Origin of the sequence: Psychrobacter sp. SCQQ22 (assembly GCF_015864605.1) — a bacterium.
GTDB lineage: Bacteria > Pseudomonadota > Gammaproteobacteria > Pseudomonadales > Moraxellaceae > Psychrobacter > Psychrobacter fozii.
The window spans coordinates 420422-438730 of sequence record NZ_JADYWZ010000001.1 but is presented as its reverse complement, the minus strand read 5'-3'; the positions used below and the strand labels follow the sequence as shown (position 1 = coordinate 438730).

Annotated in this window: 12 protein-coding genes and 3 tRNA genes; 3 read left to right on the top strand and 12 right to left on the bottom strand. The window is 42.7% G+C overall.

Annotation, left to right across the window (positions count from 1 at the left end; translation table 11 throughout):
• Positions 1-39: 39 nt before the first annotated feature.
• The 11 genes from I6E84_RS01870 to I6E84_RS01820 all read right to left on the bottom strand — a co-directional run bounded on the left by I6E84_RS01870 (position 40) and on the right by I6E84_RS01820 (position 12794).
• Positions 40-873, bottom strand: a complete 834-nt coding sequence (locus tag I6E84_RS01870; protein ID WP_227681264.1) for a ComF family protein — start codon at positions 871-873, stop codon at positions 40-42.
• 24 nt (positions 874-897) lie between these two features.
• Positions 898-2370 carry a phospholipase A gene (locus I6E84_RS01865; RefSeq protein ID WP_197215751.1) on the bottom strand — a complete coding sequence of 491 codons (1473 nt, stop codon included), beginning with the start codon at positions 2368-2370 and terminating at the stop codon, positions 898-900.
• Positions 2371-2803: 433 nt separating this feature from the next.
• Entirely contained in the window at positions 2804-4951 is a 2148-nt protein-coding gene (gene dsbD / locus I6E84_RS01860; RefSeq protein WP_197215750.1) for a protein-disulfide reductase DsbD, read from the bottom strand.
• A gap of 78 nt (positions 4952-5029) precedes the next feature.
• Complete coding sequence (locus I6E84_RS01855) at positions 5030-5584, bottom strand: protein-disulfide reductase DsbD N-terminal domain-containing protein (protein ID WP_197215749.1); 555 nt, start codon at positions 5582-5584, stop codon at positions 5030-5032.
• Positions 5585-6098: 514 nt separating this feature from the next.
• Positions 6099-7199 carry a hypothetical protein gene (locus I6E84_RS01850; protein WP_197215748.1) on the bottom strand — a complete coding sequence of 367 codons (1101 nt, stop codon included), beginning with the start codon at positions 7197-7199 and terminating at the stop codon, positions 6099-6101.
• A gap of 454 nt (positions 7200-7653) precedes the next feature.
• The gene (locus I6E84_RS01845) at positions 7654-8589 is read right to left on the bottom strand and encodes an AraC family transcriptional regulator (RefSeq protein ID WP_197215747.1); all 936 of its coding nucleotides are present in this window, start codon (positions 8587-8589) and stop codon (positions 7654-7656) included.
• A 590-nt stretch (positions 8590-9179) separates the two neighbouring features.
• A tRNA-His gene (locus tag I6E84_RS01840) sits at positions 9180-9255 on the bottom strand.
• A 39-nt stretch (positions 9256-9294) separates the two neighbouring features.
• Positions 9295-9371: transfer RNA gene (locus tag I6E84_RS01835), tRNA-Arg, on the bottom strand.
• Between the two features lie 97 nt (positions 9372-9468).
• A tRNA-Pro gene (locus I6E84_RS01830) sits at positions 9469-9545 on the bottom strand.
• 234 nt (positions 9546-9779) lie between these two features.
• The gene (locus I6E84_RS01825; RefSeq protein ID WP_227681263.1) at positions 9780-11300 is read right to left on the bottom strand and encodes an McrC family protein; all 1521 of its coding nucleotides are present in this window, start codon (positions 11298-11300) and stop codon (positions 9780-9782) included.
• Positions 11301-11315: 15 nt separating this feature from the next.
• A complete protein-coding gene (locus tag I6E84_RS01820) occupies positions 11316-12794 on the bottom strand; it encodes an McrB family protein (RefSeq protein ID WP_197215746.1) in 1479 nt (492 codons plus the stop codon).
• Between the two features lie 327 nt (positions 12795-13121).
• Here I6E84_RS01820 and I6E84_RS01815 point away from each other — a divergent pair, with 327 nt between their 5' ends.
• From I6E84_RS01815 to I6E84_RS01805, 3 genes are all read left to right on the top strand, one after another.
• Positions 13122-13844, top strand: a complete 723-nt coding sequence (locus tag I6E84_RS01815) for a DUF4442 domain-containing protein (RefSeq protein WP_197215745.1) — start codon at positions 13122-13124, stop codon at positions 13842-13844.
• Positions 13845-14449: 605 nt separating this feature from the next.
• On the top strand, positions 14450-15277 hold the full coding sequence (locus tag I6E84_RS01810) for a thiazole synthase (RefSeq protein WP_197215743.1): 828 nt from the start codon (positions 14450-14452) through the stop codon (positions 15275-15277).
• Positions 15278-15621: 344 nt separating this feature from the next.
• Complete coding sequence (locus tag I6E84_RS01805) at positions 15622-17049, top strand: WS/DGAT/MGAT family O-acyltransferase (RefSeq protein ID WP_197215742.1); 1428 nt, start codon at positions 15622-15624, stop codon at positions 17047-17049.
• 42 nt (positions 17050-17091) lie between these two features.
• On the opposite strand, the gene I6E84_RS01800 is transcribed toward I6E84_RS01805, so the two are convergent.
• A complete protein-coding gene (locus I6E84_RS01800) occupies positions 17092-17919 on the bottom strand; it encodes an inositol monophosphatase family protein (protein ID WP_110921870.1) in 828 nt (275 codons plus the stop codon).
• Positions 17920-18309: the final 390 nt, after the last annotated feature.

Genomic DNA, 18309 nt, shown 5'->3' with positions numbered 1-18309 from the left:
GCAACATATTAGTATATTTTGAGTGGATGAAAATCGCTACTAAGGCTGACTTCCATGTGCCAGAGCGTAGGCGGACAGCAGGTAATTGCTATGACTTTGGTTATCTAACGTGGTTGCTTTTGGTACAGACAGTACACGTCCTAATGCCTGTAAGCTGGCACCTGTGGTCGCAACATCGTCGAATAGTAATAAACGTTTGACGGGTGGGTTTTCTATCAATACAAAGGCATTGTCTAAATTACTTAAGCGCTCAGCACGCGTGAGTCCTTGCTGACTGATCGTATTATCAACTCTCATGACGCCGTGCCACAATGGTATCCGCCAATGCTTGGACAGTTGTGCCGATAAGATACTCACTGGATCGAATCCACGTTTGACCAGTCGTTGATTAGTCGTTGGCATTGCAACAATCACGCTATTACCCTGATGACAACCATGCGGTCGCGGTAACTGGCGTATGGCATGCAGCAGTATTGGCAGTTTGGTTATATCTTCGTGATTTTTAAAGGCTCTAATGGCTTGACGAATCGGATAGTCATAATAGGTGGCAGCCTGAATAGACAATGAAGTACCAGCAGAAATATCAACTTCGAAAGGCTTGGGTAACCACGCTATACTATGATGACAGTGAGCACACAGTAGCCCTCTATTTAAGAGGTGATAAGCCTGTTGGATCAACTTAGCAGAGAGGGAGTTATCATTTGATGCTCTAAATACTGTATTGGTATTTAGAGCATCATTACTATGTAGCGTTGATTGGCTTTGCAATAGCTGAGACTGTGGTGAGCTACGATAAACACGGCATAACTGGCAACGTATATCTAGATACTCTGCCAGCCATAATCCAGCTTGGTAAGGCGTTAATCGCCGCATAAATTAACGTAAGTAGACAAGCTATTAAAAACCGCGCCAATCATTCAGCACAATACCGAAACCGATAGAGGTGTTTTCATGATTGTAGTCGATGATAGACTCACCATAACCTTGGAAAAGCTGCACATAACCATTGATATTTTCTGACAATGGATAAATATAATCTAGTTGCGCCGCGCCTTTATTGGTGCCTGGATTATAGCGAAGGGTTCCGCTCAAGCTTTGTTGATCAGGCAAATCATATAAGAACTTGATATCGCCATAGCCCATATAGTCTTCAATATCTGGGTTATCATCTGTACTACTACTCTCGTTATTTACTCGAGCCCATAAGCGCGGTACGATCGATAGCTTGCCCCACTCTGCACCTGCCATCAGATAAGCACGGTTCCATGAACGCGATAAAGGATCGTCTTGTCCATTAGAATGGTGAATGGCACCAGCACCCAACATACGCAGACGCCCGCCAAATGGTAGATTGGCGGCGACAGGTTGAGTTAGGAATATTTCGGGCTGGTAATCAGTCGCACGGAATGGACGTGAGTTATCTTCGTTATAGACCTGCCAATGCGACTCTTGCGTATAACCAAACCACAAGTCAGCATTACTATCGAATAAATCTTCTGCAACTTTAGATTTCAAAGATATCTGGAATTTTAACTCAGACTCTCTGACATCATTAGAAGTGAAAGACTCTGTATCCCGTGTTGGTGTGCTTGGGTTTAAGTTAGGATCAAAAGTATAGAATAGTGGTAATAGATAAGTCGGTCGATACGGTCTTACGGTCCAAGTCCCGCGCTCACTGTTCTTATCCAAATCATAAGATAAACTCAGTGGTGTATATTTTTCGATATCAGTCTGAGTGACACCTATATTTGATAAAATCTGTGCCTCGCTCTTAGTATCATCATCTGTCTCTAAGCTGCTGCTTTTTTCTAAGTTGCTTTTTGCAATTCGCTGATTACTCACTAAAATAGTATCTGCATCTTCAACCGATGTACCACTCATAGCCGTTTCAGCCTCAGCCAATATTACTTGAGGATTGCCTGAAATGGTACTTTGAAAGGTTTTTGCCAAATCTAATGGCTGTTTAGTCGTGGTGTAGCTCGGTGTCTTACCTTGCTCCGCCACTTTATCAAAACAGGCCAAACGTGCCGCACTGGTATGTACTTGGGTACAATCAAAAAACAACTTCGCCTGCTCAGCAATAAACTCTTTGCTCACTACTTTGCGATTTGTTTCAGCTGTATCTGATTTTATTGACGACTCATCCGTACCTTGTGGCATTTCGTAATCTTCATATTCGAATGCTGTCTCTGGTATTGGCAACTCATTGTAAGTTTGCGTATTGTCGGCAGCATTCACTTGCACTGTAAAGCAAGTTAACGCTATTCCGATAGCAATGTTCAGATGATGTTTCTCTGTTTGAAGTAAGATATTTTTTCTCGCTTTGGTAATAGGCATAGATGGGCGCTGTGCAGTGATATGGGGAAACATAAGTATCCTTTGTCTCACTGGCACCATCGCCAGCAAGTATATGAAGTAATGAAGTTGACCATTAGCGTCATCGCTAAAACAGAACAAGACCAATGATATTCGGATATAAATATCCAAAATTGTCATTGGAAATGCGTCTTTAGCATTGTTGCTTTATTGTAATGAAAATATGGATATTATACTAGCGTTATCGCCTCATAATACAAATGTAGATAGGAATAAAAGATGTTAAACCAAGTGCTTAGTCTCATTATGATAGATAATCTTTAAGCACATTAAAAAAGCCAACATACTATTACTATAGTATGTTGGCTCTTTCAGATTAGTAAGCCTTCGCAAAAGACTTGCTCATGTTGTTAAGTAGGATTTATTAATGATAAGTCGCTAAGTATGAGTCGTTAGGTATGAGTCATTAAGTATGAACTATTAGTTATCAGTTACTAAGCATCGTCAGTGTCTGTTCAAACTCTGAACGACCAATTTCACCCACTTGTTGGTTGACCAGTTGACCCTCTTGATAATACAGTAAAGCAGGTGGGCCAAATAATTTATAGCGTGCCAAAATAGCTTTAGAGTCATCAGTCGTCTCAGTGATATCAAGTTTAACCAATTGCCAGTCTTGCATCTGTACAGGACGATTATGGAATAAATTCTTGTCCATAATGCGGCATTCTATGCACCACTCTGCAGTGACATCTACAATGACTTTTGGATTGGCAGCGATAATGACATCTAACTCAGCCAACGTAGTGATGGTCTGATCGGTTACATTATTAGCAGCTGATGGGTTCGTCATCGACTGTGTCATTGGCGCCGCACTCAATGATGCAAGCGGATGTAAACTATCATCGTTACCTAATGCGGCACCTACCATCAAACAAGCCGCCCAAATACCTGCGAGTAAACCGAATGCTTGTGTGAGCATGCGACCTTTACCCAACCAGCTCCACGCCCATGTCGCTACTACCATGAACCATAATGCCCACACCAGTAGCATCACTGGTGATATAAAGACTCGTTCAATTAATAATAACGCTACAGCAAAGAGTAATAAGGCAAAGCCTTGCTTGACCCAATTCATCCACTCGCCAGCTTTTGGCATGATTTTGCCTTGGGTTGCACCGATTAAAATAAGCGGGGCAGACAAACCAAACCCAAGCATAAATAAAGCAGCGAAACCAAGCAAAGGGCTACCAATCGTAGACACGGCAAGTAGCGCACCAAATAATGGTGCAGACACACAAGGCGATACCACTAAAGCGGACAAGAAACCAGCGACCAAACTACCACCTGTACTACCAAGCTTACTATCACCTGCTTGGCTCAACCCCTGCATTTTACTACTGATGCCTCGTGGCAATCGGATACTAAACACGCCTAGCATATAGAGTGCCAGTAAAACGAAGACGATCGCAAAACTGATTAGAATAATAGGGTTTTGTAGCCAACCAATAATACCCAATGACTCACCGAACACCGCAATGACAGCACCCAAAATCCCATATGCTGTCGCCACACCAATAGCGTAACTGGTGGTTAAGATCACACCACGTTTGACCGTTGGTTTTTCCTCACGAGCAACGATATTGGCGACAATAGGCAGCATCGGTAATACACATGGCGTTAAGGCCAAACCCAGACCTGCTAAAAACAGTAAAATAAGTGCTAAGCCAGGATGCGTTCCTAAACCAAAAGGATCGCTATCGACGACACTATTGGCAGACGCTACTGTATCACTTTGCGCAATGTTAGTCGGTGTCTCTCCATCTGCACCAGAAATCGTATTAGTCGCTGTCAGCTCACCGTCTAGCGAGTCTTCATCTAGCAAGGCATAATCGATAACGTCGTCATCTACCTGTGCTTGTCCTGCTTCAACATTATCTGTACTAATGTCATTCTCAGACACCTGAGCATCATCTGCTAGACTAGCGTTAGCTGCTACATCAGTATTAGAAGTATTAGTGCTATTTTCTGCTGCCTGCTGCGGTGTTGCTGCGATATTGATAGTAGTATTAACCTTTTCAGGTGGATAGCACAGTCCTGCTTTAGCACAACCTTGCCAACCAATGACCACTGCGGCGTTATCCACACTTTTACCACTATTACTGGTCAAAGTAGTGGTTGCGACCATATTGATTTGATCGAATACTGGCACTTTTCCAAAGGTAGGGTCATCAATCAAGACAGGCTTCTGACTAAAGGTAAACGGCGCCGCGGACACCCCATCAGGTAGCGTTAGCTTGATTTTATCTTTATAAACATAATGCTGAGGCGTGATATCGAAATTAATGGCTAAGCGTGTACCATTGCCCGTAGCGCTAGTGTCAGTAATGACCTGAAATGCTTGATCGACTGGTAGGAATTTTGGCTTTGCATCACTCTTACTATTGCCAAATAAGTCACCCAATCCGGCCGCTTGCGTGGTCATAGACGTTGCTGTCAATCCAGTAGCTACTAGACCAGTGGGCAACAGTCCTGCAAATAACGAGCTACCGCTTATCGCAAATGCCAGTAGGTAGGACTTCTTAGCAGCGCGGCTTCGCGTTAGCGATGAGGGTTTTTCTTTTGCCTTAATCGACATGAATGGCTACCTATTTATTACCAATATTCTATTTATGACCAAGAGTTAAATCGACTTACTAACTTACCAAGTTACTACCTACCTAACAGCAATGTCGACCGTGGTTTTTACCTTTTCTGGCGGATAGCACAACCCTGCGGTGGCACAGCCTTGCCAGCCAATCACAACTGGCACATTTTTGGCACTTTTGCCATTATTCGTGGTCAGTATCGTAGTGGCCACCATATTTCTTTGCGTAAACACAGGTACCTTACCAAAGGTTGGATCATCAATGGAGACAGGAGACTGATTGAAAGTAAATGGTGTGGCGCTCACCCCTTTAGGGAAATTTAAGGTTAATTTGTTCTTATAAACATAGTGGCCTGGTGTGATATCAAAATTGATCGATAATCGCGTGCCTTTAGAGGTCGCCTTAGTGTTACTAACCACTTGAAAGGCTTCATCAACAGGCAAAAACTTTGATTTAGTACTCTTATTACCAAACAGCTCACCCAAACCAGCTGCCTGCGCACTCATGGATGTCAGTGACAAACTAGCCATTAACGAAGCACTTATCACAGTAAGTGCAAGCACGTAAGATTTTTTAGCCGCACACTTCTCTATTGCAGCTGATGTTGACGTTTGGATTGACATGAATGGCTACCTTTGATTGCTACTCTTAAGGACTATTGGGGAAAGCTAAACCAATAATTGTCTTACTGATCGATTTTGAGTGATAACTCATTTAAATAACCAAGCACACCGTCTATACGTTACTTTTTTCAGAGACTATATACGTTACTCTTAATAAGAGTGAATAGCATGGTGGTTAGTTTTATAAGAACCGCTTTTGGATAATGCTGACTTCTCACACAAAGCTCACTATAGCTTGATGACTGGTTTTACCATAGTAAAAATGTGACTCAGTCAATAATATACAACAGTAAGCAAATATTAAGAAAGCTAAGGTAAGGTTTAGAAAAGCAGCTATAGTAGATATGGGACAATGAAAGAACAGCTCAGGTAATCGATGATAACTCTCGCTCCAACCATTCAAAATCTTTGGCGATATTAGGCAAGATAGAGCCCTGAAGGGCAATACAGCCATACTCAATAATAATATCTAACAATAATAGTATCTAACCAACAATTTGAGAGCATTCAAAAGCTAAAGAAGTGGTGTAGAGTCGCTACTATCTGGCATTAAGCCTTGCAATAGCAAAACATCTAAATGCTGCTGTTGCAGCTTTTTATCGAAATCATTTACCTCTGCAATCAACATCCTCTCGATGCGCTTATCACTGGCAAATACGCTCAATCGCGCACAAATCACTGCCAGTTGATAAATACGTTTTTTACAATAGCCATCTAACCCTTGCAATAGTCTGACCATATGCGGGGTCTCAAGACTGGCATAGTCATAGTCTGCAACGACCGGCTGACTAAGAGCCGTGACACCGTAGCTGATAGACAAATGAGCACAGAAATAACAGCTAAATAAGTAACCAACGACATGCCCAATATAATAGCCGCGGTCATAGGTAAAGCTACTCACACCAAAGTGGCCAAGCACATAACTGTTGAGACTGCCTTGGTCACGGATGGGTTTACCGTACTTTAGCTTACCCACAGTCGCAAAACATAACGGGTTGCGACCATCTTGGGTAGTCAGCTGCCACCCTGCTGGTTGTTGGGCTGGCATGTGACGGATAATATCGGCAATGATATCATCCACCACATGTAACTGCTGCCAAAGGCGCTCTAACCCATCCGTATCCATCAGACCGCGCTTATCGAGCTGCTGAGCGAGTAGATACTGCTGATGTTCTGCAAACTGTAGCTTAAGCGTTTGTACCAGATAAGTCGGACGTGTACTAGCAGAAGCCATATATAACAGTCGAGTACGCTCGTGCTGAGCCTGATAAAGCGCCACTCGCTGTTCAGCAATATTATTCTGGTTATCAGCAGGTTTTTGCGTAGTCGAATGGCTGTGAGAAAGCCCGGTAGACGAAGTTTTAGAGGTTACTTCTGTCTCTGAGCCTTCAGCCATCATTTTTTCTGAATTTGGTAAGGTAAACAGCGCTAGCAATGTCGCCTTATCAAGTGGCTCGGCGATGCTATCTGGTTCCGTACTTTCTACAAGGCATGGGTTACTCTCAACCTTGTCTGTAGCGTTGTTTGTATCCATATTGCTTTGTTTTTCGGCAGACGTAGCAGAGCCTTTTTGGTTATTGGCTTGTGCGTTCAGCTTTGCGGTCGGTTCAGTCATAACATACCATCAGCAGCAAAAATAAATATCATCTAGACCATATGATATTTCTGCCATACAGTGAAATATCATACGCTAAAAATAAGCACGCATGCCTAGATAACTCATTATCCCATAGTACCTTAACACGAGCACATTGTCAGCCATACATCATCAAAATACTGGGAGTTGCGCATATTCAAACGTGGTGCTGGCAGTCAGATAAAAAGTCTCTATCGACATCTCATATAGTCGATCCACTATAAAATAAATACAATGATACTGGGTGCATTTTGCGTAGCCTCTGTCTGCGCAGGCACAGCAAGCAAGGAAAATGTATGCCAGTATCGCATGGTTACATCTGTATCTGTTTTATTTAGGACTGACTATATATCACTGCTAAAAATAAAAAAAGCGCTAAAGGCACAGTAGCACCCTTAACGCTTTTTTTATAGATAAGTGTGTTGAACGCAAGCTAAGCCATTATTCTTTTTTGATACTGTTGACGATATGCTTTAGGGGACACGCCATAAACACGCTTGAATGCCTGGCTAAATGTTGAGTCTGACGCATAGCCAACCAGCTCACTAATACGGCTGATACTGTTTTGCTGTAAGCGCAAATAACGTGCCGCCAAGCGTAGACGATAATCGATTAGATAGGTCAATGGTGGCATTCCAACTGTATCTTTGAAACGTTGTGCAAAGCTTGAGCGTGACATACCCGCTACCTCGGCGAGATTATGAATCGTCCAACTTTGGCTTGGATCTTCATGCATCGCGGCCAATGCTTTGGTCAGAAATGGATCTTTCATCGCCTTTAGCCAATTTTCTGTGGCCTCAGGCAGACTTTCAATATACACACGTAAGCACTCAATCATCATAATACTTGCCCAATGATTGATGACAGCAGTCTTACCCATGCGTTCACGCTCAGCTTCTAGTGTTAAGAGCTTAATCTCGACATCGATAACTTCGAACCTACCTTCAGAGGCATCATTAATTTCAGGCAAAATCGGAGGCAGTACAGATAGCAAAGGACGTATCATTTCTTTGTCATATTTGCATTCAATCAATATCAAAGATGAATTGGGATCACCGTTACCATTGATTTCAAGCGTATTACTTTTACAATTAGGTAGTAAATCATCCAATGACTCTGCACCATCACCATGATGGTTCAACGCGTAGCTGACATGCCTATGCGCGTTAGGAATCATAATCATATCACCAGCATGTGCCTGCCGCAGACCATTACCAACGTCAATGCAAAAACTACCAGACATAACCAAGTAAAACAAAATTGTATCTTGCCGAGTGATGGAATAAGACCAGTTGCCAGTACCATTCAGGCGATAATATTTGGTTTCGAACAAATGCACATTTTGTAGCAGTACACTCAATGCATCCATCAGTTGCCCCTTCGATAATATAAGATTAGTCGCATCATATGGTCCAATATCTATGATATCGCCACGATAGTAGCGTCGCTTGATATACGATATGTACGTAGTATTCTAGACTAATATAGATTTAACCATACTATAAGCAAGCAAAATCTATGTACGGCAGCACTAAGCTTGCTATGACTACGACATGGCTCTAGCTATTTTTATTTGATATAGTCGGTTCAGTATAATTTGGATATAAAGAATGCTAGTGAAAGTACTACAAATAGTAGACTAAGCGAGCCTGACACCGTATCCAATTTATAGAAGATGGACTATAACTGATGTTGTATTGAATAAATCGTCTATACCAACCGTCTTTAAAACTTTATCATGATGCACAACTTAAAAGCTTATCTTTATTGGCTCATATAATAGCTATTAAGGAATAATGAAGAAGGTACAGAGACAGGTCGCTTATACAGAAGACTTGTCATCAAAACAAATCGTATAGACGCAAAAAATCGCCAAAAGTGGCAGAGTCTGATTATTTATAAAGGAGTTTATAATGAGGTAACGCTAGAGATACTAAAAAGAGGTAATGCAGAAAAAATTGGGGCGACTGATGGGACTCGAACCCACGACAACCGAGATCACAACCCGGGGCTCTACCAACTGAGCTACAACCGCCATAACTATTGCCTGATAAGACAAAATTTGCAGGCTAAATGGTGCGCCTGGCAGGATTCGAACCTGCGGCCACCTCCTTAGAAGGGAGATGCTCTATCCAGCTGAGCTACAGGCGCTCTTAGAGGACTTTTATACATTAAAGTCAGTTCTAAATATACCAGAAACTAAACCATTATACATAAAAAAAAGCCTGTAAGGCTCTTAAAAAATAGATGGTCGGAGTGATAGGATTCGAACCTACGACCCTCTGGTCCCAAACCAGATGCGCTACCAAACTGCGCCACACTCCGAAAATTTCTATTATCACGATAGTTTGTTGCTTAACTTGTTATCAGAAATACTGCTAACTCGTTAATGTTCCTCGCTATCGAGGTGCACATATTAAGCGGAAACGGTGGTAGTGTCAACACTTATTTTTGATTAATTTAAAAAATTTCTAAATTATTTCAAAAACACCTACTTTTCATCAAAACAGCTTAAACAAAAAGTCTTTCCTACGACGGCGCTAACCATCGATAGCGCCATTATACTCGATTCAAGGCCGAACACAAGCGCTCGTTTATCGTTCCAGTAAAGACATTAAATGGTATGAGCCATAACTGAGCAGAATTCATATTATTATCAATATCTTGACCATTCAGAGACCGTTGACTAAGTGCTATCGGTTGTCTCTCATCACCTTGTACAGGGTAGACCAACCAGACCTGATCTGCTTGGTAAGCCTGCGCATAACTGGTCAATTGATAAGCGTCACTGGCACTAATGCTCGCTGCATGAGATAAATGCTTCCATTTAATATCGATGACATGACTATAGTTACCTGACACGTTAATGTGAGAAGCTGCTTCTGTATTGTCCTGACCTTGGTGGGTATGGGTATGGGTATGGGTATCGGCATGAGTATCAGTATCAATCGCTGTCTTATATATAAGTAAATCAGGTCGTATAGACAAGCAGGCCTGCCCTTCTGTATCACTCAGCCAGACACTCTGCGATTGATATAGGGGTCTATAATTCGGACTTACTTGGCTAAACATTGAGGCGATACGCTGACTAACCCATTGCTCAAAGGCTTGATTCATATCAATCAATAGGCACAATCGTGGTGATGCTTGTTTATGTTTGGATGCTTTATTGGGATCAATCATGTGACCCGTTTCGGTATTTGACTGTTGCAATAACCAATAAGCCAAGTCCACCAGCTGCTGCATCGTCTGTAATTTTTGCATGTGAAGTGGCAGCACTGCTAGTTGTTGCTTTGCCTGATGATATATCGAGTCGAGCCTCTGCATCTCATGTTGGCTGAGCACAGGTATTGGTTGCCACGCTTGCAAAGATTTAGGGGCCGTTGATTGGCTTAATAGTGGGCTTAATAACATCAGAGCACTTTTAATTAGTCGATTACCCTGCATGTCTTGGCTCAGCACACTGCTCTCACAGACGAACTTATGCGGCTGCATACTGTTATGGCGCAGCTGCTCTTTGATGAGTAGTCGACCTTGTAGCGATGCTTGGTTGTGAGTTTGCGACTGGTAATGCTTGGTCGGTTGCTGCTGTGCCAATCGCTGCAAAAACTGCGTGACCAGCCAATCTGATAAAGGCAATACAGCTATCGGTAATGACGTAAGCTGAGTACTAATCTGGCCTAAATTTTTTGTATGAGGCAGTTTATTGCGGGTTCGATCACTATTACCAATCAAATCAGACATCATGCCTTGCACCCATTGACGGGTTTGTGCGAGATCGCTGTCTTGAATAGATGGATTAAGCTTTGGCAATATCTCTAGTACGATACCACTAGGCAGGAGAATGATACCGATATAGTGCCCGACTTTCAGCTGCCACTGTCCTTGCTGACGTTTGATGCTGAACACCGAGAATTCTTGTGCCATCAACCAATGAAAATCAGCTATCTGTAAAAAACTGTCAACCGTTAGGCGTTGATGCTCAAATACAGTGATAACGTTAGTATCAGGCGCACCCATACCACTACGATTGATATTATTGCTTGTGATACTCTGATTTCTTCCATCGCTATTTATCAATTTTCAATAACCCAATTAATATAAACGCTGGAAAACGGCAGGTTTTATAAACTCGCCTATCTTGGCAATAAGGTCGCTATTGATTCTATAGCTATCTGTATTGACTGACTGATCGAGAAATAAGTGATGCCCTGAAAACATCTGATTTTGTGCAGCTAAATTATTTTTATTATCTATCTGAACATTTGACTCGTTTGTCATCAGTGCTTGGCTATCTTGAATAAACTGTGTGCTCATTGGCTGCTGCTCATCTTTAAAAATATACTGCAGCATAGTAATTTGTCCGCCAGTCGCTTGCGCCAATTGCGGAATAATTTGTTCGATTAATACGTCTTGTAGCTGTTCAAGAGTCGTTACTGAAAATAAGAATGCATGACCCAATTGCGCATCCACCCCTAACGTCTGAATAATGCGATGGTTCAAACCTGTTAATAGTCTGGCCAAATCTATGGTTTCTGCTTCATTATGTTCTGCTGTACTAGACGTTTCTGAGCCTTTACTAAGATTGATAATTGGTAGTAGTTCCGGCTGTGGTGGACAGTCAATAAACCGAAAACGTCGGCGTAGTGCCATGTCTAGCGGTGCTAAAGAGTGATCTTGAGTATTCATAGTCGCATAAATATCGACATTGTCAGGAACACTAAAGGTCCGTCCAGAATATGCCAGATTCACTGTCATGGCATTTGCCATACCCGTACGTTTATCGGGTTCGATCAGACTGAGTAGTTCGCCAAATACTCGTGACACGTTCGCGCGGTTGATTTCATCAATCAGCATGGCATAACGCTGTTTGGGATTGTTTGCCGCGCGCTGACATAGTTTTAAAAATGCCCCATCTTGAATGGCATAACTCATTTGAGACGGACTATTATTAGCATTATTTGACTGACCAGAAGCCACCATCACAGGGCGAATGCCTTCAACGAACTCTTCATAACCATAAGCCTGATGGAAGCTCACCATACTAAAACGCTGCTGACTGAAAGCTTGATTTTGGCTAGTGTCATTGTCTCGCTTTGCCTGCTGAAACTCTTCTAGTTGCTGCGATAAATCCGTTAACAATGCCATGCTTTCTGGTAATAAATACCATGCGCCACTGTTGTCTTTATCAAAGTAAGCTTGGCCAGCACGATTTTTATAACTTACGGTGTCTGAGCTGGTAGGAGTATGCATTTGCAGCACAGACCATGCCGTATTACTTAAGTGTTTCTCTCGCTCATTCTGCGATGCCTTGGCAACAAAAAACTCATGATTGACAATTTCAGGCACCTTGACCAAGTCTTGATTTTTGGATTGTAAATCTAAAAATGCTAGACAGACGACATCTCGCCAGCTGAGCGCTTGCAACAGCTGTGCTAGTAAATCATTAGGATTGGCTCTAGGTAAGTAGTCGGTATATTGCTTAGCAATTTGTAGCAATCGATAAGTCTTACCCGTACCAGCCACACCTGTATAAATAATATTGGTAGGCTTATGAGTTGATGTGTCGGGCATAGCGTCATCCAGCAGATAAGGAGTTCGTGAGAAAAATAAATAAAATGTGCTAAAACGCCGTCATTATAGCGTGACGCTTCACATGGCATCTAACGGCATTATTTTGAACAACACGGCTACGAGCTAAACTATTTCTAGTGTCCAAGACATCACCATATCAGTGTTGTTTTATAAGCGCATCAGTTCATTCTAATAATGGTCGGACAGCGGTAGTTAATGTAACATAGTGAGTATAGCGGCTTGCATAATACTCCGTATTTTTCCGCTATGATGATACACGCTACTACTCAAAATCTCATTCAACGCATCTAAGTTAAGGAATTTTGTATGTCAGGATTATTAAAAAAACTCCCTACCAAGCTGACCAATAAGTTACCAGCCAAAGTATCTGACAACACAAGATTGCCAGTCGAAAAGCCAACCAGCACACTCAAGCCCATCAGCAACCAATTCACCAAACTGTTATCAGTGACTAAATACTTGCCTGCCGGTGCACGATCGAGCATCTTGTCCAAAGCCTTTGGCAAGGTCGTGCCATATGTCGGCACGACAGGCGTCTATTATGAAACGGTCAATCCCAATCAAGTGGTTGTCAGTTTAAATAACACCAAGGCTGTACAGAATCACATTGGTTCCATCCATGCAGTGGCCATTACCTTATTGGCTGAAACGGCCACAGGGTTTATCTTGGGTTTAAACCTACCCTCTGACCGCGTGCTATTAATTAAGTCTTATTCGGTTAACTTTTATCGCCCCATCAAAAAAGGTCAAATTGCTGCGGTGGCCAGTTTATCTGATGAGCAGCGCTTAGATATCTTGAACACTCCAAAAGGTGAAATGGTTATTCCTTGCGTGATTCATGACCGTGAGTCTGACAGCGACCGTGACCCAATCGTCGTTGAGATGACATGGGCTTGGATACCTAAATCTGAGCTAGAGGCCCGTCGTCAAGGCAAAGCGAATGAAAAATCTGCAGCAGTTGCTACAGAGTCTCCGGCAGAAACAGAGCAAGATACTCAACAAGAGGTAAATGACGAAGCCGCTAAATAGCCAGTCCTTCATCTAGAGTTAATGCGACATAATGCGCTGTACGCTTTTTTATATCCGTACAGCGCATCATTTTAGTAGTTGATTAGGGCTAACACTTATATAACCAGCAACAATATTCTCTACTTAGATCCTCTAACGTCTTATCCGCTTCTAGAACATTCTGTAGCCCATATCGAACAACCACTGAAACCTTCTGACATGTACACCCTTCTAACGCCTACTCAACAGTATTACGGCACATAGCCCGTCGCAACGTATGATTCATAAATACCGTTGCTATATGTATCACTGCTATAGATGCCACTACTATAGCTACCTCTGCATATCTTGTCGTATGCCTCGATAAAGTTGATGACAAAAGAGACTGGTTGCTTAAATCGTTAAACTGGGTAAAGATTGTCTGTAAGCGCGCATGAGTTTGTTATAATAACATTTCGTTTTTCGTGAGTAGCAAGGCTCCGATTTTGGATGCTCCCTATCTGGTCTTTACCATCATGATGAGAAGCTGTCGCCTGCCATAGACTACGGCCTACGATGAATAACTTTTACTATTGAACCAAATCTTCGTTTGTCACCTTCGTTCGCCCGCTATTAGGATTATCCTTATGTCACAACAAGCCGCTATTTCTACTACCAGCCCTACACCACTTTCACAAGATACGTTTACTGTAGGCAGTCGTACATTTTCTTCTCGATTGTTGGTTGGCACTGGTAAGTATAAAGACATGACCGAAACTGGCGCTGCTATTGCTGCTTCAGAAGCAGAGATTGTCACGGTTGCTATTCGCCGAGTCAATATCGGTCAGAACAGTAATGAGCCGAACTTGCTGGATGTAATCTCACCTGATAAGTACACCATATTGCCCAACACTGCTGGGTGCTTCGATGCCGAAACTGCCGTTCGTACTTGCAAGCTGGCTCGTGAGCTATTGGGTGGGCATAACTTGGTTAAGCTTGAAGTATTGGGCGACGAAAAAACGCTTTATCCAAACGTAATGGAAACGTTAAAAGCCGCCAAAGTATTGATCGATGATGGCTTTGAGGTGATGGTCTATACGTCAGATGATCCTATCGTTGCACAAGAATTAGAAAGCATGGGCTGTGTCGCTATTATGCCGCTAGGTAGCTTGATTGGTTCGGGTCTTGGTCTGCTCAATCGTCATACGCTTAGCTTGATTATTGAAAACGCTGAAGTACCCGTATTGGTAGATGCAGGCGTCGGCACTGCCTCTGATGCAGCACTTGCGATGGAGCTCGGCTGTGATGGTGTACTGATGAACTCTGCGATTGCTAACGCCCAGAACCCAGTCATGATGGCACATGCCATGAAGCATGCAATGTGGGCTGGTCGCGCAGCATTCCTAGCAGGGCGTATGCCGGTACGCAAAATGGCGACTGCTAGCTCGCCACAGACCGGATACTTTTTTCAGTAAAATGTCTAACAACACACCATTATAAAAGTCAGTGATAAAATAATAAGAAACATGACGTCAGGCGTAAATAAGCATTTAGGATTTGTTGAACATTCTCCTATTGGCAGCGACCCGTGGTAGATGTTCGACATAACCTAATCACTGTTTCATTGAATACCGAGCTTCATTAAATACTTGGCTTAATTGAATACCTACCAATGATAGTTTCTCATTCAACGTATATCAATTCACAATAAAAGTATGACAGCGTTAACCTTACTTGAAGTATTACCTATACACTTATACTTGATCGCCTTGTCCTACTTTTAAATTGAATCAACCACATCGTCATAAAAGGATTTATTATGCGACTTCTCACAGCAGTCGACCAATTATTTTTGCTTCTTGAGTCGCGTAAACAACCTATGCATGTCGGTGGTTTATTTTTATTTGAAGTGCCAGATACAGCTGACAGCGACTTTGTCTATCAGCTGGTCAAGCAGATGCAAGACTCTGATGTACCGCCAAGCTTCCCTTTTAATCAAGTATTGGAGCATATGGCGTTTTGGCAAAAAGACAAAAACTTTGATGTCGAGCATCACCTTCATCATGTCGCACTACCAAAACCTGCACGGGTACGCGAACTGCTCATGTATGTTTCGAGAGAGCATGGACGTCTTTTGGATCGCGCGATGCCTTTGTGGGAATGTCACGTGATTGAAGGCATTCAGCCAGAAAACGAAGGCGATCCTGAGCGTTTTGCTTTGTATTTCAAAATTCATCATTCTTTGGTAGATGGTATTGCTGCCATGCGCCTCGTTCAAAAATCTTTATCGCAGTCACCCACTGAGCCCGTAACTCTGCCAATCTGGTCTTTAATGGCACGTCATCGCAACCACGTCAACGCCATACTCCCTTCGAAAAGATCTATCAGACGCATCATTAAAGAGCAAATATCTACCATCAAGCCTGTGTTTACAGAATTGCTAGACAACCTCAAAAACTCTGGGGATGATGGCTATGTCGGTACTTTTGATGCACCCATGAGTATTTTGAATAAACGTATCTCTGCGTCACGGCGTATCGCAGCGCAGTCTTATGATATTCAGCGCTTTAATGATATTGCCGATAGACTAAAAATTAGTAGAAATGATGTGGTACTGGCAGTTTGCGCTGGTGCCATCCGTCGCTATTTAATATCGATGGATGCGCTGCCTAGTAAGCCATTAATTGCCTTTGTACCGATGTCACTGCGTACAGATAATAGCGTATCGGGTAATCAGCTGTCATTTGTATTGGCCAACCTAGGCACACATTTGGATGATCCATTACGTCGGATACAGCTCATCCATCGTAGTATGAACAGTGGCAAGCGCCGCTTCCGCCGTATGAACCAAGCGCAAGTGATCAACTACAGCGTTATCGCCTATGCTTGGGAAGGTATCAATCTAGCGACAGGTTTATTCCCGAAGAAACAAGCCTTTAACCTCATTATTTCCCACGTACCTGGCTCTGAGAAACCTCTATATTGGAATGGTGCGCGCTTGCAATCTTTATATCCGGCTTCTATCGTATTCAACGGTCAAGCGATGAATATTACCTTAGCCAGTTATTTGGATAAGATTGAATTCGGTATTGCGGCTTGCAGTAAGGCATTGCCTCACGTACAAGACATGCTCGCGCTGATAGAAGAAGAATTGACGCTGTTAGAAACGACCAGTAAGACGCTTGAATTTCAGGGTATAACCGTTGGCAGTGACAGTGATAAAGCAACAAAAAAGCTGGCTCCTTAACGGAACCAGCTTTTTATTATCAATGCTTTTAAGTATTGCTACTTATACAGCCTCGCCCCAACTAGGAACGACTACTTGCATCAATGGCTTTAACAGCTTGATGTTACAAGCAAAGATAGAACCGGAAGTCATTGAGTTGTGCGCGCCTGTATGATCGACAACCACACCACGTGCCTCAGTGACGATAAGCTCACCAGCAGCGATATCCCACGGCTTAATAGACATTTCGAAATAACCATCGAAACGACCAGCAGCTACATAGCATAAATCCAATGCTGCAGACCCTAAACGACGAATTTGACCACCCGCTTCAGAGACTTTCTGTAGGCTTTCAAAATGCTCTTTCGCATAAGAAATCACTTCACCATTGCGCTTACGCTCAAGCGGATGACCCGTAGTAAATAGGCCACCATCAAGCGTTTTTCGTTCGCTCACTTGCATACGGCGATTGTTCAAGCGCGCGCCTTTACCGCGGCTAGCAGAGAACATCTCATCACGGACTGGATCATAGACCACGCCATGTTGCGTAACGCCTTTATGCTGTACAGCAATCGATACGCAGAACTGCGGCACACCATGAACGAAGTTTTTGGTGCCATCGAGCGGATCGATAATCCAGCACCAGTCAGCGTCTTCGCCGCGACCTTCTTGCATACCAAACTCTTCACCCAAAAATGAATGATTCGGATAGCTGGCTTTTAGCGTCTCAATCGTCAGCTCTTCACTGAAACGATCAATACGTGTGACCAATCCATCAAGTCCTTTCGACTCGATATCCAATTCGATTTTGTGGCGGTTTTGATGCGCATATAAAATCTCTTTACCAACTTTTTCAGCAGTACGCGCTGCGATGACGACCATGGGTTCCATAAATAACCTATTTGCTTGATGAATGAATATAAAAAATAAGACTAACTTTGTGCCCACAACATGCCAATTAGACTAGCCGCATCACACCACATCTATGCGATTTAAAAAACGTGTCTTTTATAGATGAAAACTTATAAATGACAATCGCATTATACTAAAATTGTTCGATAAAAACGAAAAAACCATTACGTTCGCCAAACCAGCCCATATTTTGGTGGTCATCACAAACTGCGCAAGTTGTAAAAAAGTCAGCACCTACGGCTAAGTAAGCGTTAGCTCTATCTATCGAGCTTTTATCTGTTCAAACTAACATTATTGATTCTAAATCAATTTCGACCATACTATTTATGACAACGTTGCTTATAACAACATGGCTTATAGCAATACGAT

Coding starts and splice junctions, on each gene's coding strand:
- I6E84_RS01870 (WP_227681264.1), bottom strand. CDS start 873: ATGCGGCGATTAACGCCTTACCAAGCTGGATTATGGCTGGCAGAGTAT.
- I6E84_RS01865 (WP_197215751.1), bottom strand. CDS start 2,370: ATGTTTCCCCATATCACTGCACAGCGCCCATCTATGCCTATTACCAAA.
- dsbD (WP_197215750.1), bottom strand. CDS start 4,951: ATGTCGATTAAGGCAAAAGAAAAACCCTCATCGCTAACGCGAAGCCGC.
- I6E84_RS01855 (WP_197215749.1), bottom strand. CDS start 5,584: ATGTCAATCCAAACGTCAACATCAGCTGCAATAGAGAAGTGTGCGGCT.
- I6E84_RS01850 (WP_197215748.1), bottom strand. CDS start 7,199: ATGACTGAACCGACCGCAAAGCTGAACGCACAAGCCAATAACCAAAAA.
- I6E84_RS01845 (WP_197215747.1), bottom strand. CDS start 8,589: ATGGATGCATTGAGTGTACTGCTACAAAATGTGCATTTGTTCGAAACC.
- I6E84_RS01820 (WP_197215746.1), bottom strand. CDS start 12,794: ATGCCCGACACATCAACTCATAAGCCTACCAATATTATTTATACAGGT.
- I6E84_RS01815 (WP_197215745.1), top strand. CDS start 13,122: ATGTCAGGATTATTAAAAAAACTCCCTACCAAGCTGACCAATAAGTTA.
- I6E84_RS01810 (WP_197215743.1), top strand. CDS start 14,450: ATGTCACAACAAGCCGCTATTTCTACTACCAGCCCTACACCACTTTCA.
- I6E84_RS01805 (WP_197215742.1), top strand. CDS start 15,622: ATGCGACTTCTCACAGCAGTCGACCAATTATTTTTGCTTCTTGAGTCG.
- I6E84_RS01800 (WP_110921870.1), bottom strand. CDS start 17,919: ATGGAACCCATGGTCGTCATCGCAGCGCGTACTGCTGAAAAAGTTGGT.